Origin of the sequence: Photobacterium carnosum, from assembly GCF_021236965.1 — a bacterium.
GTDB classification, from domain to species: domain Bacteria; phylum Pseudomonadota; class Gammaproteobacteria; order Enterobacterales; family Vibrionaceae; genus Photobacterium; species Photobacterium carnosum.
In genome coordinates this window covers 93,442-113,048 of sequence record NZ_WMDN01000013.1, presented here as the reverse complement: position 1 = coordinate 113,048, position 19,607 = coordinate 93,442, and the positions used below count along the sequence as shown (strand labels likewise).

19 protein-coding genes and 1 tRNA gene are annotated in these 19,607 nt (G+C 39.9%); 14 read left to right on the top strand and 6 right to left on the bottom strand.

Annotation, left to right across the window (positions count from 1 at the left end):
- Nucleotides 1–40 precede the first annotated feature (40 nt).
- The 4 genes from GLP24_RS13225 to tamB all read left to right on the top strand — a co-directional run bounded on the left by GLP24_RS13225 (nucleotide 41) and on the right by tamB (nucleotide 6,841).
- Nucleotides 41–117, top strand: a tRNA-Asp gene (locus GLP24_RS13225).
- A gap of 658 nt (nucleotides 118–775) precedes the next feature.
- Nucleotides 776–880 carry a DUF1107 family protein gene (locus tag GLP24_RS19965; protein ID WP_232604051.1) on the top strand — a complete coding sequence of 35 codons (105 nt, stop codon included), beginning with the start codon at nucleotides 776–778 and terminating at the stop codon, nucleotides 878–880.
- Between the two features lie 478 nt (nucleotides 881–1,358).
- Complete coding sequence (gene tamA, locus GLP24_RS13220) at nucleotides 1,359–3,083, top strand: autotransporter assembly complex protein TamA (protein WP_232616138.1); 1,725 nt, start codon at nucleotides 1,359–1,361, stop codon at nucleotides 3,081–3,083.
- Nucleotides 3,080–6,841 carry an autotransporter assembly complex protein TamB gene (tamB, locus tag GLP24_RS13215; RefSeq protein WP_232616137.1) on the top strand — a complete coding sequence of 1,254 codons (3,762 nt, stop codon included), beginning with the start codon at nucleotides 3,080–3,082 and terminating at the stop codon, nucleotides 6,839–6,841. The genes tamA and tamB overlap by 4 nt, the downstream gene beginning before the upstream one ends.
- A gap of 81 nt (nucleotides 6,842–6,922) precedes the next feature.
- Here the strand turns inward: tamB and GLP24_RS13210 are convergent, their stop codons facing one another.
- From GLP24_RS13210 to fbp, 3 genes are all read right to left on the bottom strand, one after another.
- A complete protein-coding gene (locus tag GLP24_RS13210) occupies nucleotides 6,923–7,303 on the bottom strand; it encodes a rhodanese-like domain-containing protein (protein ID WP_232616136.1) in 381 nt (126 codons plus the stop codon).
- 12 nt (nucleotides 7,304–7,315) lie between these two features.
- Nucleotides 7,316–7,843, bottom strand: coding sequence for an inorganic diphosphatase (gene ppa, locus GLP24_RS13205; RefSeq protein ID WP_232579222.1), 528 nt, complete (start codon nucleotides 7,841–7,843; stop codon nucleotides 7,316–7,318).
- Between the two features lie 166 nt (nucleotides 7,844–8,009).
- Nucleotides 8,010–9,020, bottom strand: coding sequence for a class 1 fructose-bisphosphatase (gene fbp / locus GLP24_RS13200; RefSeq protein WP_232577628.1), 1,011 nt, complete (start codon nucleotides 9,018–9,020; stop codon nucleotides 8,010–8,012).
- A gap of 196 nt (nucleotides 9,021–9,216) precedes the next feature.
- Here fbp and mpl point away from each other — a divergent pair, with 196 nt between their 5' ends.
- Both mpl and GLP24_RS13190 read left to right on the top strand, forming a co-directional pair.
- Nucleotides 9,217–10,572 carry a UDP-N-acetylmuramate:L-alanyl-gamma-D-glutamyl-meso-diaminopimelate ligase gene (gene mpl, locus GLP24_RS13195; protein WP_232577622.1) on the top strand — a complete coding sequence of 452 codons (1,356 nt, stop codon included), beginning with the start codon at nucleotides 9,217–9,219 and terminating at the stop codon, nucleotides 10,570–10,572.
- Nucleotides 10,573–10,583: 11 nt separating this feature from the next.
- Nucleotides 10,584–11,207, top strand: a complete 624-nt coding sequence (locus GLP24_RS13190; RefSeq protein ID WP_101769195.1) for a flavin prenyltransferase UbiX — start codon at nucleotides 10,584–10,586, stop codon at nucleotides 11,205–11,207.
- 107 nt (nucleotides 11,208–11,314) lie between these two features.
- On the opposite strand, the gene argR is transcribed toward GLP24_RS13190, so the two are convergent.
- Nucleotides 11,315–11,785 carry a transcriptional regulator ArgR gene (gene argR, locus GLP24_RS13185; RefSeq protein WP_101769196.1) on the bottom strand — a complete coding sequence of 157 codons (471 nt, stop codon included), beginning with the start codon at nucleotides 11,783–11,785 and terminating at the stop codon, nucleotides 11,315–11,317.
- A gap of 394 nt (nucleotides 11,786–12,179) precedes the next feature.
- Between argR and mdh the strand changes: the two genes are divergently transcribed.
- Nucleotides 12,180–13,118, top strand: a complete 939-nt coding sequence (gene mdh, locus GLP24_RS13180; protein ID WP_232577621.1) for a malate dehydrogenase — start codon at nucleotides 12,180–12,182, stop codon at nucleotides 13,116–13,118.
- Nucleotides 13,119–13,190: 72 nt separating this feature from the next.
- Here mdh and GLP24_RS13175 read toward each other — a convergent pair whose 3' ends face one another.
- Nucleotides 13,191–13,382, bottom strand: coding sequence for a hypothetical protein (locus tag GLP24_RS13175; protein ID WP_232577619.1), 192 nt, complete (start codon nucleotides 13,380–13,382; stop codon nucleotides 13,191–13,193).
- Between the two features lie 148 nt (nucleotides 13,383–13,530).
- The gene (ispB, locus tag GLP24_RS13170; RefSeq protein ID WP_101769199.1) at nucleotides 13,531–14,502 is read right to left on the bottom strand and encodes an octaprenyl diphosphate synthase; all 972 of its coding nucleotides are present in this window, start codon (nucleotides 14,500–14,502) and stop codon (nucleotides 13,531–13,533) included.
- Between the two features lie 278 nt (nucleotides 14,503–14,780).
- On the opposite strand from ispB, the gene rplU reads away from it, so the two are divergent.
- The 7 genes from rplU to folA all read left to right on the top strand — a co-directional run bounded on the left by rplU (nucleotide 14,781) and on the right by folA (nucleotide 19,557).
- Complete coding sequence (gene rplU / locus GLP24_RS13165; protein WP_045028003.1) at nucleotides 14,781–15,092, top strand: 50S ribosomal protein L21; 312 nt, start codon at nucleotides 14,781–14,783, stop codon at nucleotides 15,090–15,092.
- Between the two features lie 18 nt (nucleotides 15,093–15,110).
- Nucleotides 15,111–15,368: a 50S ribosomal protein L27 gene (gene rpmA, locus GLP24_RS13160; RefSeq protein WP_036796188.1), complete on the top strand. Its 258-nt coding sequence runs from the start codon at nucleotides 15,111–15,113 to the stop codon at nucleotides 15,366–15,368.
- A gap of 67 nt (nucleotides 15,369–15,435) precedes the next feature.
- Complete coding sequence (locus GLP24_RS13155) at nucleotides 15,436–16,362, top strand: DMT family transporter (RefSeq protein ID WP_101769200.1); 927 nt, start codon at nucleotides 15,436–15,438, stop codon at nucleotides 16,360–16,362.
- 87 nt (nucleotides 16,363–16,449) lie between these two features.
- Nucleotides 16,450–17,625, top strand: a complete 1,176-nt coding sequence (cgtA, locus tag GLP24_RS13150; protein WP_101769201.1) for an Obg family GTPase CgtA — start codon at nucleotides 16,450–16,452, stop codon at nucleotides 17,623–17,625.
- A gap of 130 nt (nucleotides 17,626–17,755) precedes the next feature.
- On the top strand, nucleotides 17,756–18,559 hold the full coding sequence (locus GLP24_RS13145) for a threonine/serine exporter family protein (protein WP_194164830.1): 804 nt from the start codon (nucleotides 17,756–17,758) through the stop codon (nucleotides 18,557–18,559).
- Complete coding sequence (locus GLP24_RS13140) at nucleotides 18,556–19,020, top strand: threonine/serine exporter family protein (protein WP_232579219.1); 465 nt, start codon at nucleotides 18,556–18,558, stop codon at nucleotides 19,018–19,020. Before GLP24_RS13145 ends, GLP24_RS13140 begins: the two co-directional genes overlap by 4 nt.
- A 51-nt stretch (nucleotides 19,021–19,071) precedes the next feature.
- Nucleotides 19,072–19,557, top strand: coding sequence for a type 3 dihydrofolate reductase (gene folA, locus GLP24_RS13135; RefSeq protein ID WP_232579218.1), 486 nt, complete (start codon nucleotides 19,072–19,074; stop codon nucleotides 19,555–19,557).
- Nucleotides 19,558–19,607 lie beyond the last annotated feature (50 nt).

Sequence of the window (19,607 nt, the reverse complement as noted above, 5' to 3'; positions counted from 1 at the left end):
ATAGAGACAACAAGTTGCATTTATGCTGAATAGACACTGCGGAGTGGTAGTTCAGTTGGTTAGAATACCGGCCTGTCACGCCGGGGGTCGCGGGTTCGAATCCCGTCCACTCCGCCATTTTTGAAGAAACCTGAATCGAAAGATTCAGGTTTTTTTTCGTCTATAGAAAATGGCTATCATAATGCTTATGCCGATCTGGAAAATCAACTGGTTATGTTAATCTAATCTTTTGAATATATTTTAATGACACATATAGCCGATTTATTAAAGTGATTTTATGTAATACAGATTTTGATTTGCAAGATAGTGCTGTTGGGACCAGCTTCAAACTTGTTCAATAGGATTAAGTTTAGGGGAATATGGTAGACGTTTAATGTGACTGAGTTTCAATATTGTGTTGTTGGTATTGATACTGTAATTATTGGCCGTTTTATGGGAATATTTTTTAATAGGGGCTATGTTATTGTTATTATGAAATACCTACTGACGATTAGATCCTTAATTAATAACGGCTACCATTAATATTTCTTAAGCAATAAATATAAATTTATTAGTGAATTTATTTATCTTTGTTCGTTACTTGTAACAAGCTATAGAATCGTGTTTTTTAATATTGTCATCACGGACTATGCACTTTTAATAGTAATATTTTACTTAATTCTCAGTTGATTTTATGTGGCAGATTGTTTGCATGTATTTATTAGTAATGACCCCTGTTTTACTTGTTATTATGTGAGGATATCTCAAGTTTATCGTCCTATTCAGGTGGCGAAATTTGTCGATTTTTTTTAAGGGGCGACTTTTTATCAATGGAATTAGTTGTTTTAAATTTGAATATGGGCGTTTGCTTTTACCTAATCGACAGATATTAAAGTGTTAAATCTACTATCTAAAGTGAATCAGGCACTTTCAATTATTATTGTTTAAATGAGGCTTGATTTTACTGATAATACAACTACAACGGTAGGTTATGACTAATAAATTTTATGATAATAAGCATCAATCGGAATAAAATAAAACTTAGAGTAGTAATGGGTTTTTATTTTGCGATGCATATTGATAAATTTTATGTCCCTGTTAGGCTATATTTTTATATTATCTGAAAAATAGAGATAATTTAGCTAGAGTTATTTGATGGCTATGTAACACTTTAATTATGTAAGTTGTTTTTATGATCATCAGAAGAGCTGTTCGACTTTAAATAAATGAAACTAATAGAATGTGTTATTAATGATACATATTTGCAGTGAGTTATTTATTATTAATAATATTCGTAGCTATTGTTGGTATAGAGCGGCACCATTTGCCAAAATAGAAAATGTGAATGAATCTAAATTTTCCCAAGAAGCATAATTCGAATGAATAAAGTTTATCAATGGCTAGGTGTTGCATCTTTTGCCTTAGTATTATCAAGTCCGGTAATGGCGGCATCTCTTAAAGTTAAGGGATTAAACAGTAGCCTTGAAGATAATGTAGATGCCTATTTATCGGCTATTTCTAAAAATGACTATAGTAATACCTTACGCTTTCAAGAGCAGGTTAAATCTGAAATCAGTCAAGCATTACAAGCGCTAGGCTATTATCAGCCAACGTATGACTATCAGGTTAAAGGGAGTGGCAAAAAGACGGATATAATTGTTACTGTTGATGCTGGCCCTCGTACTCATATTAGCCAAAGTAATATTATTATTACTGGGGAGGCTAATAATGATCCTGCCTTTGTTTCATTATTAAAAAATAGCGGATTAGGCGTTGGAATGGCGCTTAATCAGGGTAAATATGAAGCCTTAAAATCAGCGTTACAAAGTCTGGCAGTGCGCCGCGGTTACTTTGACGCTGAGCTGAAAAGAAGTGAATTAGGTGTTATTCCTACCCGTAATGAAGCAATTATCACGATAGATTTTGACTCTGGACGCCGTTATACTTTTGGTGATACCAATTTTACAGGGAGTCAAATTAAGGATGAGCGCCTTCGTTCAATGATCCCATATACTGAAAATGAACCTTATTTAGCCTCTAAATTAGGGTTATATAATGAACGCTTATCTAACGTTGGCTGGTTTTCATCTATTTATGTTGGTGGAGATGTTACCAAGCGTAAGGATGATAAAATCCCGATTGAGGTTGCTTTAACTCCTCAAGTTAGAAATCAAATTGAAACGGGTATTGGTTTTTCAACTGATACGGGTCCGCGCTTAAAATTTAATTGGAAAAAACCTTGGGTCACCAGTAATGGTCACAGTTTTTACCTTAAATCCGAGATATCCAAAGAGCAGCCGAAACTTGAGGCTGCCTATAAAATCCCATTAGATGACGTCTTAAATAATTATTATCAAATTGTTGGCGGTATTCGTTACGTTGATAATCACGATACCATTAGTACTCAATTTGGTTTAGGGGTTGAACGCCACTGGAAGTTAACTTCTGGATGGGAGCGTACAGTTTCACTGCATTGGCTTAATGAAAAATATAAGCAGGGTGGTGATGAGAGTGGTACCTTCAATATCTTCTTGCCAGGGCTTTCCTACAGTAAGAGTCAGTTTACTGGTGGTGTATTCCCAACGTCTGGTAGTAAGTATAATTTTTCCGTGGAATTTGCAGATAAATCGTTAGGTTCAAATACGAGCTTAATTCGTATACAAGCAAAATCGGCATGGATCCGCACCTTAAGTGAAAACCAACGAGGCCTTTTCCGTATTGCGGGGGGAGCTGTACTGGCAGATAACATTCGTGATATTCCACCATCATTACGCTACTTTATTGGTGGTGATAATAGTATTCGTGGCTATGGCTATGAGTCTATTTCACCGCGTAATGATTTAGGTCGTATGGTCGGTGGCCAATATATGGCGACCAGCAGTATTGAGTACCAATACCGTTTATATGGCGATTGGTGGGGTGCATTATTTTATGATTATGGTTCGACATGGAATGACAACAAACCGGATTGGATGCGAGGTACTGGTTTTGGTGTTCGTTGGGCATCTCCTGTGGGTCCGGTTCGTATTGACTTTGCTTGGGGGCTTGATAAACCCGACAAGGATAAGTTTCAACTTCACTTTTCTTTAGGGCCTGAATTATGATCTGGGTGAAGCGCATATCCCTGACTATTTTAGCAATTTTATTGTTTTTAGTGATCACTATTGCAGTGATCTTATATACCCCAGCAGGGTTGAAATTTGCCAGTTGGGGAGCGCAAAAAGCTTTACCTGCGTTATCTATAGGTGATACTTCAGGCTCTCTATTACGTGGTTTTCAAGTCGATAATGTACGCTATCAAAACAGTAATATGAATTTAGCCGTTAAACAGCTAAATCTAACCTTGGATGATAGCTGTTTATTGACGCCTGAAATTTGTATTTCAGATGTAGGGGTTAACGGTGTTAAGTTTTCAATGCCAACATTGCCGCCAACCACTGAGCCCGAGCAACCATCAAAACCGGTAACTGAAATTAGTCTGCCTATTCCCATTAAAGTTGATCACGTTACTTTAAATAATATTGATCTTGATATCTTATCGAATAAGGTGAATTGGCAACATTTCTCTACTGCCGCAACGGTTATTGGTAGCCATGTAACGTTAAAGCCGACCGATTGGGATAATATTAAGTTAGCACTTGCTCCTGCGGAAAAATCTGTAAAATCGAAATCAAAGCCAAAATTAAATGTTAAGGCTAAATCTGATGCTACCGTTATCACATTGCCAGATGTCGTATTACCAATGTCGTTTGATATTGAACGTTTTACAGTTAAAAATTTCGAATTAGAAGGTAAAACACCGCAAAAAGTATCTTTACTTGAAGTGATTGCATCAGGAAAAGGGAGTGAAATTAACCTTAAAAAGCTACAGCTTGATGCGCCACAAGCGAATTTAAACGCGAAGGCACAAGTAACATTAGCGGGTGATTATCCTTTAACACTAAATGCTGATGCTAATATCGCAATGAAGCCGGTTAGTGGTCAAACGCTGACGTTAAAAGCGAGTGGTTCATTACAAAAGCTCGTTATTGATGCGCAGCTTAAAGGCAAATTAGACGCTATTGTTAAAGGCAAGTTATCACCGCTAAAGGCTGATTTTCCATTTGATGTGGCAATCTCTAGCCAACACCTACAGTGGCCAATCGATAAGCCGGCTGAATTTACGGTTGATAAGACTATTATTGATGCGAAAGGCAGCTTGAACGGTTTTACATTTAATGCGAAAAGTAACATTAATGGTAAACCGATACCTGCTGTAATGTTTGCGCTTAATGGTAAAGGCGATCTTAATAAGGTTGACCTTTCATCATTAAAAATTAATACCTTGGGTGGTGTTATTTCTGGTAACGCAAAAGCGAGCTGGAAAGATTTAGTTAATTGGAGCGGGCAACTACAATTTTCTGATATTCAACCAGGTTTACAATGGCCAGCAGCGCAAGGCAATGTAAGTGGTAAGCTTGCGACTTCCGGTGGTTTAACCAAGCAAGGTGGTTGGTTTGTTAAATTGCCACAGTTGGCAGTTAACGGCACCATCATGAAACAAGCGTTAACGTTGGTTGGTAAGTTAGACGCATCTGATGCTAATGGTAAAGGTGACTTACTTCGAGTCAATACGCCAGGGCTAACATTAAAACATGGTCCGAATGGAATGGTGGTGAAAGGCCAGCTAGATAAAACATGGAATATGGTTGCTAATATTGATGCACCGAATTTATCTAAATCATTAAAAGGTCTTCATGGTGCTGTTAATGGTAATGTGATGTTATCGGGCAGTATGGCGACTCCGGATATTAAGCTTGATTTACAAGGTAATGATTTAGGTTGGCAACAGTTAGCAAGCTTAGCTTCGTTTGATCTTAAAGGTAATGTGACGCCTTTACCTGATATGAAGGCGGATGTTAGTTTGACCGCTGCGAAAGGTAAATATGGCACAACAACCCTTGATGATCTTAAGATCTTATTTAAAGGTACTGAGCAACAACACAGTTTAAGTGTCAATGTAAAAGGTGAACCTGTTGGTGCTAATATATTGATCAATGGTGACTTTAATAAGAAAACGGGCTGGAAAGGTACATTAGTTAAAGGTGATATTAGTACGCCTTTAGGTGACTGGGTACTTAATCATCCGACCTTAATTCGTTATGATCTTAAAACCGCGATGGCAACTGTTGGTGCGCATTGTTGGCAACAAGGGCAAGCGGGTATTTGCTTAACTAATGATCTTAGTGCCGGAACGTCAGGTCAAGCGCAGTTAGCTATTCGTAAATTTAACTTTGATTTGTTAAAACCGTTCTTACCGCCAGAATTAAAAGTGACGGGTGAACTAGGTGCGAATGTTGCCGCTAAATGGTCACCTAAAACAGCGCCTTATCTAAAAGCGAATATCATTATGCCTGCTGGTGGTTTTAGCCAACAGATCAGTAGTGATGAACAACCGCTAACGTTAGGCTGGGATAAAGTGACCGTTAATGCGGATATGCAAGATAATGTATTAAATGCGAATTGGTTAGTTGCGATTAAGAATAATGGTGATTTAAGTGGTCGTGCAAAGATCACTCATCTGCAAGGTGATAAGCAGATCAATGCCAATGTTAAGCTTGATCGTTTTACCCTCGGATTCCTTGAACCGATGATCAAAGATTATCATAAGTTTGATGGTCAAGTTGATACGAACTTAACCGTGACCGGGCCTATCTTACATCCTGCGGTTAATGGCTTATTACAAGTGTCTCAGCTAGAGGCAACGGGACGTAAAGTACCATTAGATATTAAAAATGCAGATATTAAGCTGGCCTTTAATGGTTATAACGCCAATCTGATCGGTAATATTTATACGCCAGATGGACAGTTATTGCTGCGGGGTACTGGTGATTGGCAGAATATGAAGGCTTGGAAAACGAAGCTGAATATTAATGGTAAAGAGTTAAAAGTAAGTGTACCGCCAATGGTTGCATTGAAGGTATCGCCAGATTTAACGATTGAAGCATCACCAACAATGGCTGAAATTACCGGAAAAATCGGTATCCCGTGGGGACGAATTACAGTTAATCAGTTACCTAAATCAGCGGTGAGAGTATCAAAAGATCAAGTGATCTTAAAAGATGACATGCAGCCATTAAAAGAAAAACCAGAAGTACCATTTGATATTAAAACCAATATTTTTGTTCATATTGGAGATGATGTTAAATTGTCTGCATTTGGCTTAAAAGCAAGTTTGTTGGGGGATTTAAATGTCCGCCAAGCAGGTAAAGGACCGATGATTTATGGTGAAGTCAATATTGCTAAAGGATCGTACTATCGCGCACTAGGACAAGAGTTATTGATCCGTAAAGGACAAATTTTGTTTAATGGTCCAGCAGAACAACCTTATCTTTCTATCGAAGCGATTCGTGATCCAGATAATGTTGAAAATGATGTGATTGCTGGTGTACGTGTTACTGGCCCGGCTGATAAACCTGAAGTAAATATCTTCTCAGATCCAGCGATGCCGCAACAAAATGCCTTGTCATATATTTTAACGGGTAAGAATCTTGATTCTGAAAACTCCGATGGTAGTAACAGTGCCATGACAACCGCATTGATTGGTATGGGGTTAGCACAAAGTGGCCAATTAGTCGGTGATGTTGGTGAGGCCGTGGGCGTCAAAGATCTTAGTTTATCAACGTCTGGTGCGGGTGATGATTCGCAAGTGACGATCAGTGGTTATATTGCTCCTGGGTTGCAAGTGAAGTATGGGGTGGGTATTTTTAACCAAGTGGATGAATTTACTTTGCGCTATCGATTATTGCAGAATCTGTATGTTGAAGCGGTTTCTGGTCTTGATCAGACCGTGGATTTACTCTACCAATTTGAATTTAATTAATCACAACCTTGATGCTTTAGCGTCTGTACATTGATAATGAAAGGCCCGATTAGTGATAATCGGGCTTTTTTTATCATGTTATTATGGGATTGGATGTGGTTGTGTTGCTTTGAGATCTTGATAATTACGCCCATTATATACTGCGGTGTATCCTAGCTCTTGTAACGTTGTTGCTGCTATTTCTGCTCGTCGACCTGATTTACAGTACAGTAAGATCGGTTGATCTTTATCTTTATAGGCCGTCACTATGGTTGCAATATCTTGATAAGGGATATTGATAGCCGAAGTGATATGTCCTTGTGAGAACTCGGTTGGTGTTCTAACGTCGATAATGACATGTGGTTGTTGTTGCTGTAGTTGCCAAAATTGTTGTACAGAAACATTCTGGGCATAACTTATTGGCACTATAGCTGTAAGACTAAGTATGGTTATTAATAATTTATATTTTAGTATGTGCTTCATTGACGTTGATCGCTATTTTTGTGCACGTTCAAATGAGGAGATGATTTCTTCTTTTGCTGCCGCTACATTTTCCCAACCATCAATTTTGACCCACTTGTTAGCTTCTAATTCTTTGTAATGTTGAAAAAAGTGAACTATTTGTGCTTTCAATAAGTTTGGAAGATCATCTATGTCTTGAATATGATCATATTCTGAACTGAGTTTGCTATGAGGAACGGCGACAATTTTGGCATCTTCACCTGATTCATCTGTCATTTTTAATACCCCAATAGGACGACAGCGAATCACTGAGCCTGCAAGTAATGGATATGGGGTTGGCACTAATACATCAACCGGATCGCCATCAAGGGAAAGGGTGTGATTAATATAGCCATAGTTACATGGGTAAAACATCGGTGTTGAAGTAAATCTATCAACAAATATGGCGCCACTGGCTTTATCAACTTCATATTTGATAGGATCAGCATTGGCTGGAATCTCAATAATCACATTAATATCGTGAGGAAGATCTTGTCCTGCTGTGACTTTATTTAAACTCATGAATAGTCCTCTTTTTGTGTTGATTAAATGTTGCATGCATTGAGGTTGTCATTATTTATATTAAACACAACCGCCACCATAACACCGTCGTTGAGGAAATAACGATGGCCGGAGACATTATTGGTTATCTCAAGGTGGTTAATACCACCTTGAATTTTAGTGGTTGTTATTCATCTATTTCGTGAAGGAAGGCTTCTACTTTGTTGACCATATTGGTTGAGCCAACAAAAAAAGGTACCCGTTGATGTAACTCGGTTGGCACGAGATCTAAAATACGTTGTTGGCCATCTGTTGCTCGTCCGCCAGCTTGTTCGATTAATAATGCCATCGGATTACATTCATATAATAGCCGTAATTTTCCATTGGGATAATTGGCAGTACTTGGGTAAAGGTAGATGCCACCTTTTAATAAATTACGATGAAAATCAGCCACTAAAGAGCCGATATAGCGTGATGTGTAGGGGCGGTTATCTTGTGGTACATATTCTTGGCAATATTTTATATATTTTTTAACGCCTAATGGAAAACGAATATAATTGCCTTCGTTGATGGAATAAATATTACCATCAACAGGAATTTGCATATTTTCATGAGAGAGGCAAAATACACCCAGAGAGGGATCATAAGTAAAACCATGGACGCCATTACCTGTGGTATAAACTAGCATGGTGGATGAACCATAGATAACATAACCCGCAGCGACTTGGCGGTGGCCGGGTTGAAGAAAGTCGGCATCAATGGCTGGTGAGCCTACGGGTGATATACGACGATAAATAGAGAAAATTGTTCCAACGGATACGTTAACATCGATATTAGATGAGCCATCAAGAGGATCCATTAGCACTACATATTTAGCATCTCGGTTTAACTGTCGCTTAAAGCTAACGGCTAGATCTTCTTCTTCACTGGCAATGCCGCACACTTGATCGCGCGCTTCTAATGCAGCTTTGAATTTATCGTTGGCATAAAGGTCGAGTTTTTGTTGTTCTTCACCTTGAATATTTTCTGTGCCAACGGATCCGGTTATATCGGCTAATCCGGCCTTATTGATTTCGCGGTTTACGATTTTAGCCGCTAGTTTTATCGATCCGAGTAGTGAGGATAGTTCGCCACTGGCATGAGGAAAATCACTCTGTTTCTCGACAATAAATTCACCAAGCGTTCTAATATCAGTCATAAACAATCCTTGCATTATGTTGTCATAAGATGATGTAGGTTCAGTTGTATACTTGTTAGATCTTAATGTGTAATGAGTGCTAATGCCTCACAGTATTTTTTGTTATATAAAGAATTGTATATAAAGATCTTTTTTATGGTAACGAAGTAACGTCAAAGCGTGACATTAATAAAATTTAAGGATGGAAACAGCAGTTATGCATATTCATATTTTAGGTATTTGTGGAACATTTATGGGAGGCGCTGCTACATTAGCGACTCAACTTGGTCATAAAGTGACGGGTTCTGATGCCAATGTATATCCACCAATGAGTACCATGCTTGAGTCTCAAGGTATTGAAATAATTCAAGGATATGATCCTGAACAATTAAAACCAGCGCCTGATTTAGTCGTTATTGGTAATGCCATGAGCCGTGGTAATCCATGTGTTGAATATGTGCTTAATAACAATTTACGTTATACCTCTGGTCCGCAGTGGCTACATGATTATTTATTACAAGATCGCTGGGTAATGGCGGTGGCTGGAACGCATGGTAAAACGACGACGGCAAGTATGTTAGCGTGGGTATTAGATGATTGTGGTTATCAACCGGGCTTTTTAGTAGGCGGAGTACTTGGAAACTTTGGCATTTCTGCTCGCCTAGGTGAAAGTATGTTCTTTGTTGTTGAAGCCGATGAATATGACAGTGCTTTTTTTGATAAACGTTCGAAGTTTGTTCATTACCAACCTCGCACATTGATCATGAATAATCTTGAGTTTGATCATGCTGATATTTTTGATGATCTAAAAGCTATTCAGCGTCAATTCCATCATCTTGTACGAACAGTACCAAGTAATGGACGTATTTTAGCGCCACATGGAGTGAAAAATATCGATGAGACGCTAGCTATGGGATGCTGGAGTGAGTTGGAATATATCGGTGATGATGGCCATTGGCGTGCTGATAAAAAGCTGGCGGATGGCAGTGTGTTTGATGTTTATCTTGATGATCAATTAGTCGGTACTGTTGATTGGGCATTAGTGGGCGATCATAATGTCAATAATGCTTTAATGGCGATTGCAGCAGCTCGACATGTTGGCGTAACGGCAAATTTAGCGTGTGAGGCATTAGCTAAATTTATCAATACTAAGCGTCGATTAGAATATAAAGGCGAGGTTAATGGCATTACGGTTTATGATGATTTCGCGCATCACCCAACGGCTATTGAATTAACATTAGGTGGATTAAGAGCTAAATTGGGTAAGTCTCGTATTCTTGCTGTGCTTGAACCGCGTTCAAATACGATGAAATTAGGGGTCCATAAACACGATTTAGCGCCTGCATTACATGCTGCTGATGAAGTGTTTTTATTTCAACCAGATAATATTCCATGGTCAGTGCAAGAAATTGCCGATCAATGTTCTCAACCTGCATTTTGTAGTGATAATATTGATACGCTGGTGGCTAATATTGTTGAATCAGCTCAATCAGGTGATACGATTTTAGTGATGAGTAATGGTGGTTTTAGTGGTATTCATGACAAATTATTAGCCGCATTAACAGCAAAATAAAGTGAGAAATAATGAAAAATAAACAGATAACATTAGCATGGACGGGTGCGTCTGGTGCTCCTTATGGTTTGCGTTTGCTTGAATGTTTATTGGCGGCAGATTATCAGGTTTATCTGTTGATTTCATCTGCTGCTCGAGTGGTATTAGCCACTGAACATGGACTTAAATTATCAGCAGCTCCTGATACTGCACAACAACAATTAGTCGCACATTTACAGTGTTCAGCTGAAAAATTGGTCGTTTGCGGTAAAGAAGATTGGTTTTCACCGGTAGCATCTGGTTCTGCGGCACCAAAGCAAATGATAATTTGTCCTTGTTCGGCATCGACGTTGGCATCTGTGGCTTATGGTATGTCAAATAACTTGCTTGAACGGGCGGCAGATGTTGTTATCAAAGAACGCGGTCAATTATTACTGGTGATCAGAGAAACGCCATTCTCAAGTATTCATTTAGAAAATATGCTTAAGTTATCGCAACTGGGGGTGACGATTATGCCTGCGGCTCCGGGGTTTTATCATCAACCACAAACCATTGATGATTTGGTTGATTTTATGGTGGCGCGAATATTAGATCATTTAAATATAGAGCAAGGTCTGGTTCCGCGGTGGGGATATGATCAACGTCAACCATCATAAAAATAGCTGAGTATTTTTAATTAATTGGAATGGTACTAAAACTCAGGGTCTATATTTCTTGAGCATTTATTTAATGCTCTAACAGTGAGATAGACCCTAATTATTGATTAATTACTATAATCAAATAGATCACATACTGTCTCGTGAAGGTCAGTTGTAGTGATATTATTTGTTGGTGTGATGAAAATAGTATCATCACCAGCGACAACGCCAAGGATCCCTTCCGCTCGGCCTAATGAATCAAGTAAACGAGCAATAACTTGTGCTGCGCCAGGGCCAGTATGAATCACAACTAATGCGCTGTTAAAGCCAATTTCCATCACTAATTCTTTTAATGGACTAGTGATTGTTGGAACGCCAAGTTCAATCGGTAAGCAATACACCATTTCCATTTTGGCATTGCGAGTACGTACCGCGCCGAATTTTGTTAGCATGCGAGAGACTTTTGATTGGTTAATATTATCAAAACCCTGTGCTTTTAATGCCTCAACAATCTCACCTTGAGAACTGAACTTTTCTTCTTTTAAAATTAATTTAAATGCTTTAACTAAACGTTCTTGTTTATCTGAATTTCGCATAAGTAAATATTATCTACAGGGACGAGGTAGACCATTTTTGCATAACCTGTGACTTACTAGCAAACAAAGTGAATCAAAATAAACATGTGAAATCGCATTTTTGGTATAAATAAAAAAATTTATTGCGACGTTTGTCATTGTTTTGCCATAACTAATTGGCTGGAATTAGTTAATAAATAGTAATGATTAAATTTATAATTTATTTGTCTGATAAAAGCATTTTGGTGCATTTTTATGGGATTATGCGTTACTTCGCAAAGCGAGTCGGAGATGATTGTATTTTTTTGGGGCTTAATATAACGTCCATAGATTGTTATTCAGTTACTACTATTATTAACTGGATTAGGTTGTACCCACTTTAATAAATATACTTCTATCGTAAAGGAGAACGAACATGAAAGTTGCTGTAATTGGTGCGGCTGGTGGTATTGGTCAAGCATTAGCATTGCTATTGAAAAACCGTTTACCTGCAGGCTCAGATCTTGCTTTATATGATATAGCGCCAGTAACACCCGGTGTTGCGGCTGATTTAAGTCATATCCCAACACCTGTAGCAATTAAAGGGTATTGTGGGGACGATCCAACACCAGCGTTAGAAGGGGCTGATGTTGTGCTTATTTCTGCAGGTGTTGCACGTAAACCTGGAATGGATCGTGCCGATTTATTTAATGTTAATGCAGGTATCATAAAATCATTAGCTGAAAAAATTGCGGTGGTATGTCCACAAGCATGTGTTGGTATTATTACAAATCCAGTGAATACCACGGTTGCAATTGCTGCTGATGTACTCAAAAAAGCAGGTGTGTACGATAAGCGTAAGTTATTTGGTATTACAACTCTTGATGTGATCCGTTCTGAAACGTTTGTTGCAGAACTTAAAGGCGTTTCACCGTGTGATATTCGCGTTCCCGTTATTGGTGGTCACTCGGGTGTGACTATTTTGCCATTATTATCGCAAGTTGAAGGCGTAAGTTTTACTGAAGATGAAGTAAAAGCATTAACTCCACGTATTCAAAATGCAGGAACTGAAGTTGTGGAAGCTAAGGCGGGTGGTGGCTCTGCAACGTTATCTATGGGCCAAGCGGCATGTCGTTTTGGTTTAGCGATGGTACGTGCGCTGCAAGGTGAGCAAGGTGTGGTTGAATGTGCTTACGTTGAGGGTGATGGCAAGCATACACGTTTCTTCGCCCAACCTGTTTTGCTAGGTAAAAACGGTATTGAAGAAGTAATGGACTATGGCAAACTAAGTGCGTTTGAACAAAATGCATTAGAAAGCATGCTTGATACATTACGTGCAGATATCATTCTTGGTGAAGAGTTTGCCGTAAAATAAGTAGATATAATTTTTAGAATAAAAAAGCGGCCTAATTAAAGCCGCTTTTTTATATTCGTAATTTTGTGAATATCAATAATAACGATCACAACCACTATGCAGTTGAGGTTGCTCAATAAGATCTTCAATATTAATTGACTGCAATTGATGATCTTCGCGGTGCTCAATGATCACTGAGTGGTGCTGATGATCTATGCCGATCACCTTTCCTACCCCGTGATGAGATTCTACCCACATCCCCGTTGTTAAATGATTAATATCCATGATCACCTTCTTGGTCAATAACACATAATATATCGATGGTAGTGATAGTATAGATCATGGTTGATCGTGTTATAGCTTATGTTTATTTTGGCTTATTAGGCATAAAAAAACCTGCCATAAAGACAGGTTTTTTATAAATTGGAGGGGGTTATTTTTTTCGTTGTACTGCCATGTGCGCGAGTGTAATTAATGCTTGTTTGTAAGCTGAATCAGCAATAGGAGCCAGAGCCGCAATGGCTTTCTGTGCTTCTTGTTCTGCGCGTTGTTGGGTGTACTCTAATGAGCCGTGTTGACGCATACAAGCCAAAATAGCATCAAGCTTATCCATGCCATTAGCATGTACAATAGCTTCACGAATCATTGTTGCTTGGGCTTGATCGCCATGATGCATAGCATGCAGTAAAGGTAACGTAGGTTTTCCTTCCGCAAGATCATCGCCGACATTCTTGCCCATTTCTTTGCCATCGGCAATATAGTCAAGTACATCGTCAATGAGTTGGAAAGCAGTGCCTAAATAGCGACCATACTCTTGCAATGCAATTTCAACCTCAGTTGATGCATCAGCAATAATTGCTGCAATTTGAGTTGACGCCTCAAATAAACGGGCTGTTTTTGAGTAAATCACCTGCATATAGCTAGTTTCGGATGTGTCAGGATCATTACAGTTCATTAACTGTAACACCTCACCCTCGGCGATCACATTGGTTGCCTCACTCATGATATCAAGGATCCTTAAGGATCTTAGGCTTGTCATCATCTGAAATGAGCGCGTATAAATGTAGTCACCGACTAACACACTAGCGGCGTTCCCAAAAGCGGCGTTTGCAGTTTCTTTGCCTCGACGCATATCTGATTCATCAACCACGTCATCATGAAGCAATGTGGCAGTATGAATAAATTCAACAAAAGCAGCGGCTGTGATGTGTTTATCACCGTCATAGCCAAGTGCACGTGCTGCTAATACAGCGAGCATGGGGCGAATACGTTTTCCACCACTGTTTACAATGTAGAATCCGAGTTGATTAATAAGGGCGACATCTGAGTTCAGTTGTGCCTGTATCTTCGCGTCGACTTCCGCCATATCGTTGGCGGTGAGCGCTTGGATAGCTTTAAAATCCATTATACGTCCAGCAAGATTGTTAGCCGCGTAGGGCGGAAAATATTTTGAATTGATATGTGAATCTTACACTAAAATAACCATATCGTCATAACCTCAAATACAGCTATTTCAAACAGTTTTTGTGTTGGGTAGCTTTTCACCAATTTTCTTTCGAGAATGGCTTGCCACTAAGTCTCTTTTCGCGTAACATTCGCGCCCTATTGATGACAAGATTAAACGCATACCCATTGCCCATTTTAGACGTGGCAAATGGCCTGTGCGGAGAAGCGGAGTAAGACATGTACGCTGTTTTCCAAAGTGGTGGTAAACAACACCGTGTAAGCGAAGGCCAAACCTTACGCTTAGAAAAACTAGATGCTGAAACTGGCGCTAGCATTGAATTTGACTCAGTACTTTTAGTAGCTAATGGCGAAGAAGTATCTGTAGGCGCACCATTTGTAACTGGCGGTAAAGTAACTGCTGAAGTTGTTACTCACGGTCGTGGCGATAAGATTAAAATCGTTAAGTTCCGTCGTCGTAAGCACTCTCGTAAGCAAATGGGCCACCGTCAGTGGTTCACTGAAGTCAAAATTACTGGCATCAGCGCTTAATAACAGGAGAATTTAAAGATGGCACATAAAAAAGCTGGCGGTTCTACTAATAACGGCCGTGATTCAGAAAGTAAACGCCTAGGTGTTAAGCGTTTTGGTGGCGAGTCTGTTTTAGCAGGCAACATCATCGTTCGTCAACGTGGTACTAAGTTCCACGCGGGCACAAACGTTGGCCTAGGTAAAGACCACACTCTATTCGCTCTATCTGACGGTAAAGTGAAGTTTGAAGTTAAAGGTCCTAAAAACCGTAAATTCGTATCTATCGACGCTGAATAATTTTCAGATTCGACACGAATATTAAAGCCCTGCCTTTTTGGCGGGGCTTTTTATATCTGGAGGGTTTATGATTGATCGCAGCCCTATGATTGGTTTTTTTCTTGCAATGACAACCGCCGTTTTTTGGGGCGCTTTACCGATTGCAATGAAACAAGCCGTAGAAGTGATGGATCCTTTTACGATTGTTTGGTACCGCTTTATTGTCGCGGCATTTGGCTTAGGCCTTTTTTTAATGTGGCGTAAGAAATTACCAATAATATCAAATCTTGGGCGCATGGGTTGTGTGGTGTTAATCATCGGCAGCTTAGGTCTTGCAGGGAACTTTGTGCTGTATAACAGCTCATTGAAATATTTAAACTCTCACGTTGTACAAGTTCTTATCCAATTAGCGCCAGTGATGCTGTTAGTATCGAGTGCTTGGGTATTTAAAGAAAAATTAGGTCGGCATCAAGTTGTGGGTGTAATTGCTCTGATTGGTGGTTTGATCTTATTCTTTAATGAACGGCTTATTGAGCTGTTTACCAGTTTTTCTGGCTATACTGTAGGTGTTAGCTTTGCTGTTACTGCCGCGTTAGTGTGGGTCGTTTATGGTCTGGCCCAGAAGTGGCTATTACGGCAATTTTCATCAGCACAAATATTACTGATGATTTATGTTATCTGTGCTGTAATACTGACCCCAATGGCACAACCACAACAAATTTTCGCAATGGATAACCGCCAATTAGGGATGTTGTTATTCTGTTGTATTAATACGCTTGTTGGCTATGGTGCATTTGCAGAAGCAATGTCACGTTGGCAAGCATCACAAGTGAGTGCAGTGATCACACTGGCTCCTTTGTTTACGATATTATTTGTCGATCTTGCGAGTTTGGCTTGGCCACAATATGTTACGACAGCCTCTTTGAATATATGGGGTTATCTCGGTGCTATAGTTGTGGTAGGTGGCGCTGTTTGTTGTGCTATAGGCCATAAGTTTATTAGCCCAAGCAAATAGTCAAGGTCCATGAAATAATTACTACGCGGTGATATGTGCTAAATTCCCTCATCGCAGTATGTTAAACGCCACAGTGCGGAGAAAAAAATGAAGTTTATAGATGAAGCGGTTATTCGCGCCGATGCCGGTGATGGCGGTAATGGTGTAGTAAGTTTTCGTACTGAAAAGTACATTCCTCGTGGCGGCCCTGATGGCGGCGACGGTGGCGACGGCGGTGATGTTTATCTTTACGCCGATGAAAACTTCAATACACTAATTGATTACCGTTTTGAACGTTTCCATGCCGCTGAACGCGGTGAAAATGGCCGAGGCGGTAACTGTACCGGTAAACGCGGTGAGGATGAAGTATTAACAGTACCTGTAGGTACACGTGCTATCGATGAAGATACTGGCGAAGTAATTGCCGATCTAACTGATCATGGTATGAAAGTGATGGTTGCTAAGGGCGGTTTCCACGGTCTAGGTAACACCCGCTTTAAATCATCTGTAAACCGTGCACCACGTCAAAAGAGTATGGGTAGTAAAGGTGAAATTCGCCATTTACGCCTAGAATTACTACTTTTGGCTGATGTAGGTATGCTAGGTCTACCTAATGCAGGTAAATCTACGTTTATTCGCGCTGTATCATCGGCTAAGCCGAAAGTAGCGGATTACCCATTTACTACCCTTGTTCCAAGCTTAGGTGTGGTACGTGTTAATGCTGAGCGTAGTTTCGTTGTTGCAGATATTCCTGGTCTAATTGAAGGTGCTGCTGACGGTGCTGGCTTAGGTATTCGTTTCTTGAAACACCTTGAGCGTTGTCGTGTGTTATTACACATGATTGATCTGTTACCTGCTGATGGTTCTGATCCAGTAGAAAATGCATTTACGATCATTAATGAGCTTGAGCAATACAGTGATAAACTGGGTAACAAGCCGCGTTGGATTGTATTTAACAAAGCTGATCTTCTTGATGAAGAACAAGCACAACAAAAGATCAATGAAGTTCTTGAAGCATTAGCATGGGAAGGACAGCATTACAGCATTTCTGCTCTTAACCGTGTTGGTACTAAAGAATTAACTTATGATCTGATGATTGCTATCGATGCACTGCCTCGTATTAAGTACGAAATTGAAGAGCAGAAAGCCGATAAAGTTGACTTTAAGTGGGATGATTACCACGCTGAACAAATTAAGAAAGTTCAGGATGAAGACGACAATGATGATGATTGGGATGATTGGAATGAAGATGATTACGATGTAGAAATCATCTATAAACCATAAACCATTATCGTGCAATATGCGAAAGAAGCCATACCATTGAGGTGTGGCTTTTTTTTGTGCTTAATCAACACCTATGAGACTGGTTTCGGTATGCTAGTTATTCTGAATTGTTTTTTATAATGGATTGTAAATGGATATCGACATGGAGCGCGTATTACTACCGTTAAGTGAAGCTCAGCAACGGAAAGTGACTCGATTGGCAATAGAGGCGGGCCAGCGGTTATTACAACATGGCGCTGAGAGCTCTGTTATTACGGATGTTACCCGTCGATTGGGTTTAGCTCTCGGTGTAGAATATGTTGAAGTGTCATTGTCAGCCAGTTCGATGGTGATCAGTACTCGTCATTTAGGTTGTTGTATTACCACCACTCGACGATGCCAAGACGGTGGTATCAACATGCAAATAGTGACCGATATTCAGCGTATCTGTATTCTTGTTGAGCGGGGATTATTGGATGGTAATGACGTTCAACACCGCTTAGAAAACCTCAAAATACAGCGTTATAATCGTTGGATAGTAGTGGTTATGATCGGCTTATCATGTGCCGCATTTAGCCGTTTAGCGGGAGGGGATTGGCCAGTATTTTTACTCACTTTTTGCGCCTCATCTGTGGGGATGTATGTCCGCCAACAAATAGCCAGTTATCACTTTAATCCACTGTTAAATTTTGGTGTTACCGCGTTTGTAACCACCTTAATTTCAGGCCTTGGCGAAGTGTATAATATAGGTGCCCAACCCTTTTTAGCGATGGCTTCATCGGTACTAATGTTAGTGCCTGGTTTTCCATTAATTAATGCCGTAGCTGACATGGTAAAAGGCTTTCCAAGTATGGGATTAGCCCGTTGGACGATGGCAACATTATTGACCTTATCGACCTGTATGGGGATTATTGCCGCGATGAACATACTGGGTGTGTGGGGGTGGTTACTATGATATTAATGTTGGCATTACTGAATGATATGTTACTGGCGATGATCCCTGCATTAGGGTTTGCATTGGTATTTAATGTTCCCCAAAAAGCCCTGAAATATTGTGCTATTGGTGGGGCTATTGGCCATGGGACTCGGTTTTTATTAATGCATTGGGGGCTTTCGATCGAATGGTCAACCCTTGCCGCTGCAACTCTAGTCGGCATGATCGGTGTTCATTGGTCACACCGCTTTTTAGCTCATCCGAAAGTGTTTACGGTTGCTGCGTTGATCCCTATGGTACCAGGGGTATTTGCCTTTAAAGCCATGATTGCCATTGTTGAAATTAATCACCGTGGCTTTTCGCTAGCTTTATGGGGATTGATGATTGATAACGTACTGAAAGCGGTATTTATTGTGGCTGCATTAGCAATTGGGTTAGCTATGCCGGGGTTATTATTCTATCGTCATCGTCCTGTGGTATAACTACGATAGAATGACAAAACCAATACTGGCAACGTAAATGGAGATGCAAAAATGAAGATCAGTATGATCGCCGCAATGGCTCACAAACGGATCATTGGTAAAGACAATAGTATGCCATGGCATTTACCTGCTGATTTTGCATGGTTTAAACGTTGTACGCTAGGTAAACCAATAGTGATGGGGCGTAAAACCTTTGAATCGATTGGTCGACCATTACCGGGGCGATTAAATATCGTGATCAGCCGTAATCTTAATTTTAGTGCCGATGGTGTCACTGTCGTTAGTGATATGGCAGCTGCAAAATTAGCCGCTGGTGATGCACCTGAGCTAATGATCATTGGTGGCGGTAGTATTTATCAGGCGTGTTTACCTATAGCGGATAGATTATATTTAACCTTTATTGATGCTGATATTGATGGCGGTGATACGCAATTTCCTGAGTGGAGTGATCATTGGCATCGCGTTGAAAGCCAGTATTATGATGCCGATGACAAAAATGCGTATGCGATGGAGTTTGTGATCTTAGAGCGATCATAGCTGAAATCGTTTTGTTGATACCATGAATGCCGACAAATGATTGTCGGCAT

Excerpts from the sequence above, each read along its gene's own strand:
- tamA (WP_232616138.1), top strand. The coding sequence starts at position 1,359 with ATGAATAAAGTTTATCAATGGCTAGGTGTTGCATCTTTTGCCTTAGTA.
- tamB (WP_232616137.1), top strand. The coding sequence starts at position 3,080 with ATGATCTGGGTGAAGCGCATATCCCTGACTATTTTAGCAATTTTATTG.
- GLP24_RS13210 (WP_232616136.1), bottom strand. The coding sequence starts at position 7,303 with ATGAAGCACATACTAAAATATAAATTATTAATAACCATACTTAGTCTT.
- ppa (WP_232579222.1), bottom strand. The coding sequence starts at position 7,843 with ATGAGTTTAAATAAAGTCACAGCAGGACAAGATCTTCCTCACGATATT.
- fbp (WP_232577628.1), bottom strand. The coding sequence starts at position 9,020 with ATGACTGATATTAGAACGCTTGGTGAATTTATTGTCGAGAAACAGAGT.
- mpl (WP_232577622.1), top strand. The coding sequence starts at position 9,217 with ATGCATATTCATATTTTAGGTATTTGTGGAACATTTATGGGAGGCGCT.
- GLP24_RS13190 (WP_101769195.1), top strand. The coding sequence starts at position 10,584 with ATGAAAAATAAACAGATAACATTAGCATGGACGGGTGCGTCTGGTGCT.
- argR (WP_101769196.1), bottom strand. The coding sequence starts at position 11,785 with ATGCGAAATTCAGATAAACAAGAACGTTTAGTTAAAGCATTTAAATTA.
- mdh (WP_232577621.1), top strand. The coding sequence starts at position 12,180 with ATGAAAGTTGCTGTAATTGGTGCGGCTGGTGGTATTGGTCAAGCATTA.
- GLP24_RS13175 (WP_232577619.1), bottom strand. The coding sequence starts at position 13,382 with ATGGATATTAATCATTTAACAACGGGGATGTGGGTAGAATCTCATCAC.
- ispB (WP_101769199.1), bottom strand. The coding sequence starts at position 14,502 with ATGGATTTTAAAGCTATCCAAGCGCTCACCGCCAACGATATGGCGGAA.
- rplU (WP_045028003.1), top strand. The coding sequence starts at position 14,781 with ATGTACGCTGTTTTCCAAAGTGGTGGTAAACAACACCGTGTAAGCGAA.
- rpmA (WP_036796188.1), top strand. The coding sequence starts at position 15,111 with ATGGCACATAAAAAAGCTGGCGGTTCTACTAATAACGGCCGTGATTCA.
- GLP24_RS13155 (WP_101769200.1), top strand. The coding sequence starts at position 15,436 with ATGATTGATCGCAGCCCTATGATTGGTTTTTTTCTTGCAATGACAACC.
- cgtA (WP_101769201.1), top strand. The coding sequence starts at position 16,450 with ATGAAGTTTATAGATGAAGCGGTTATTCGCGCCGATGCCGGTGATGGC.
- GLP24_RS13145 (WP_194164830.1), top strand. The coding sequence starts at position 17,756 with ATGGATATCGACATGGAGCGCGTATTACTACCGTTAAGTGAAGCTCAG.
- GLP24_RS13140 (WP_232579219.1), top strand. The coding sequence starts at position 18,556 with ATGATATTAATGTTGGCATTACTGAATGATATGTTACTGGCGATGATC.
- folA (WP_232579218.1), top strand. The coding sequence starts at position 19,072 with ATGAAGATCAGTATGATCGCCGCAATGGCTCACAAACGGATCATTGGT.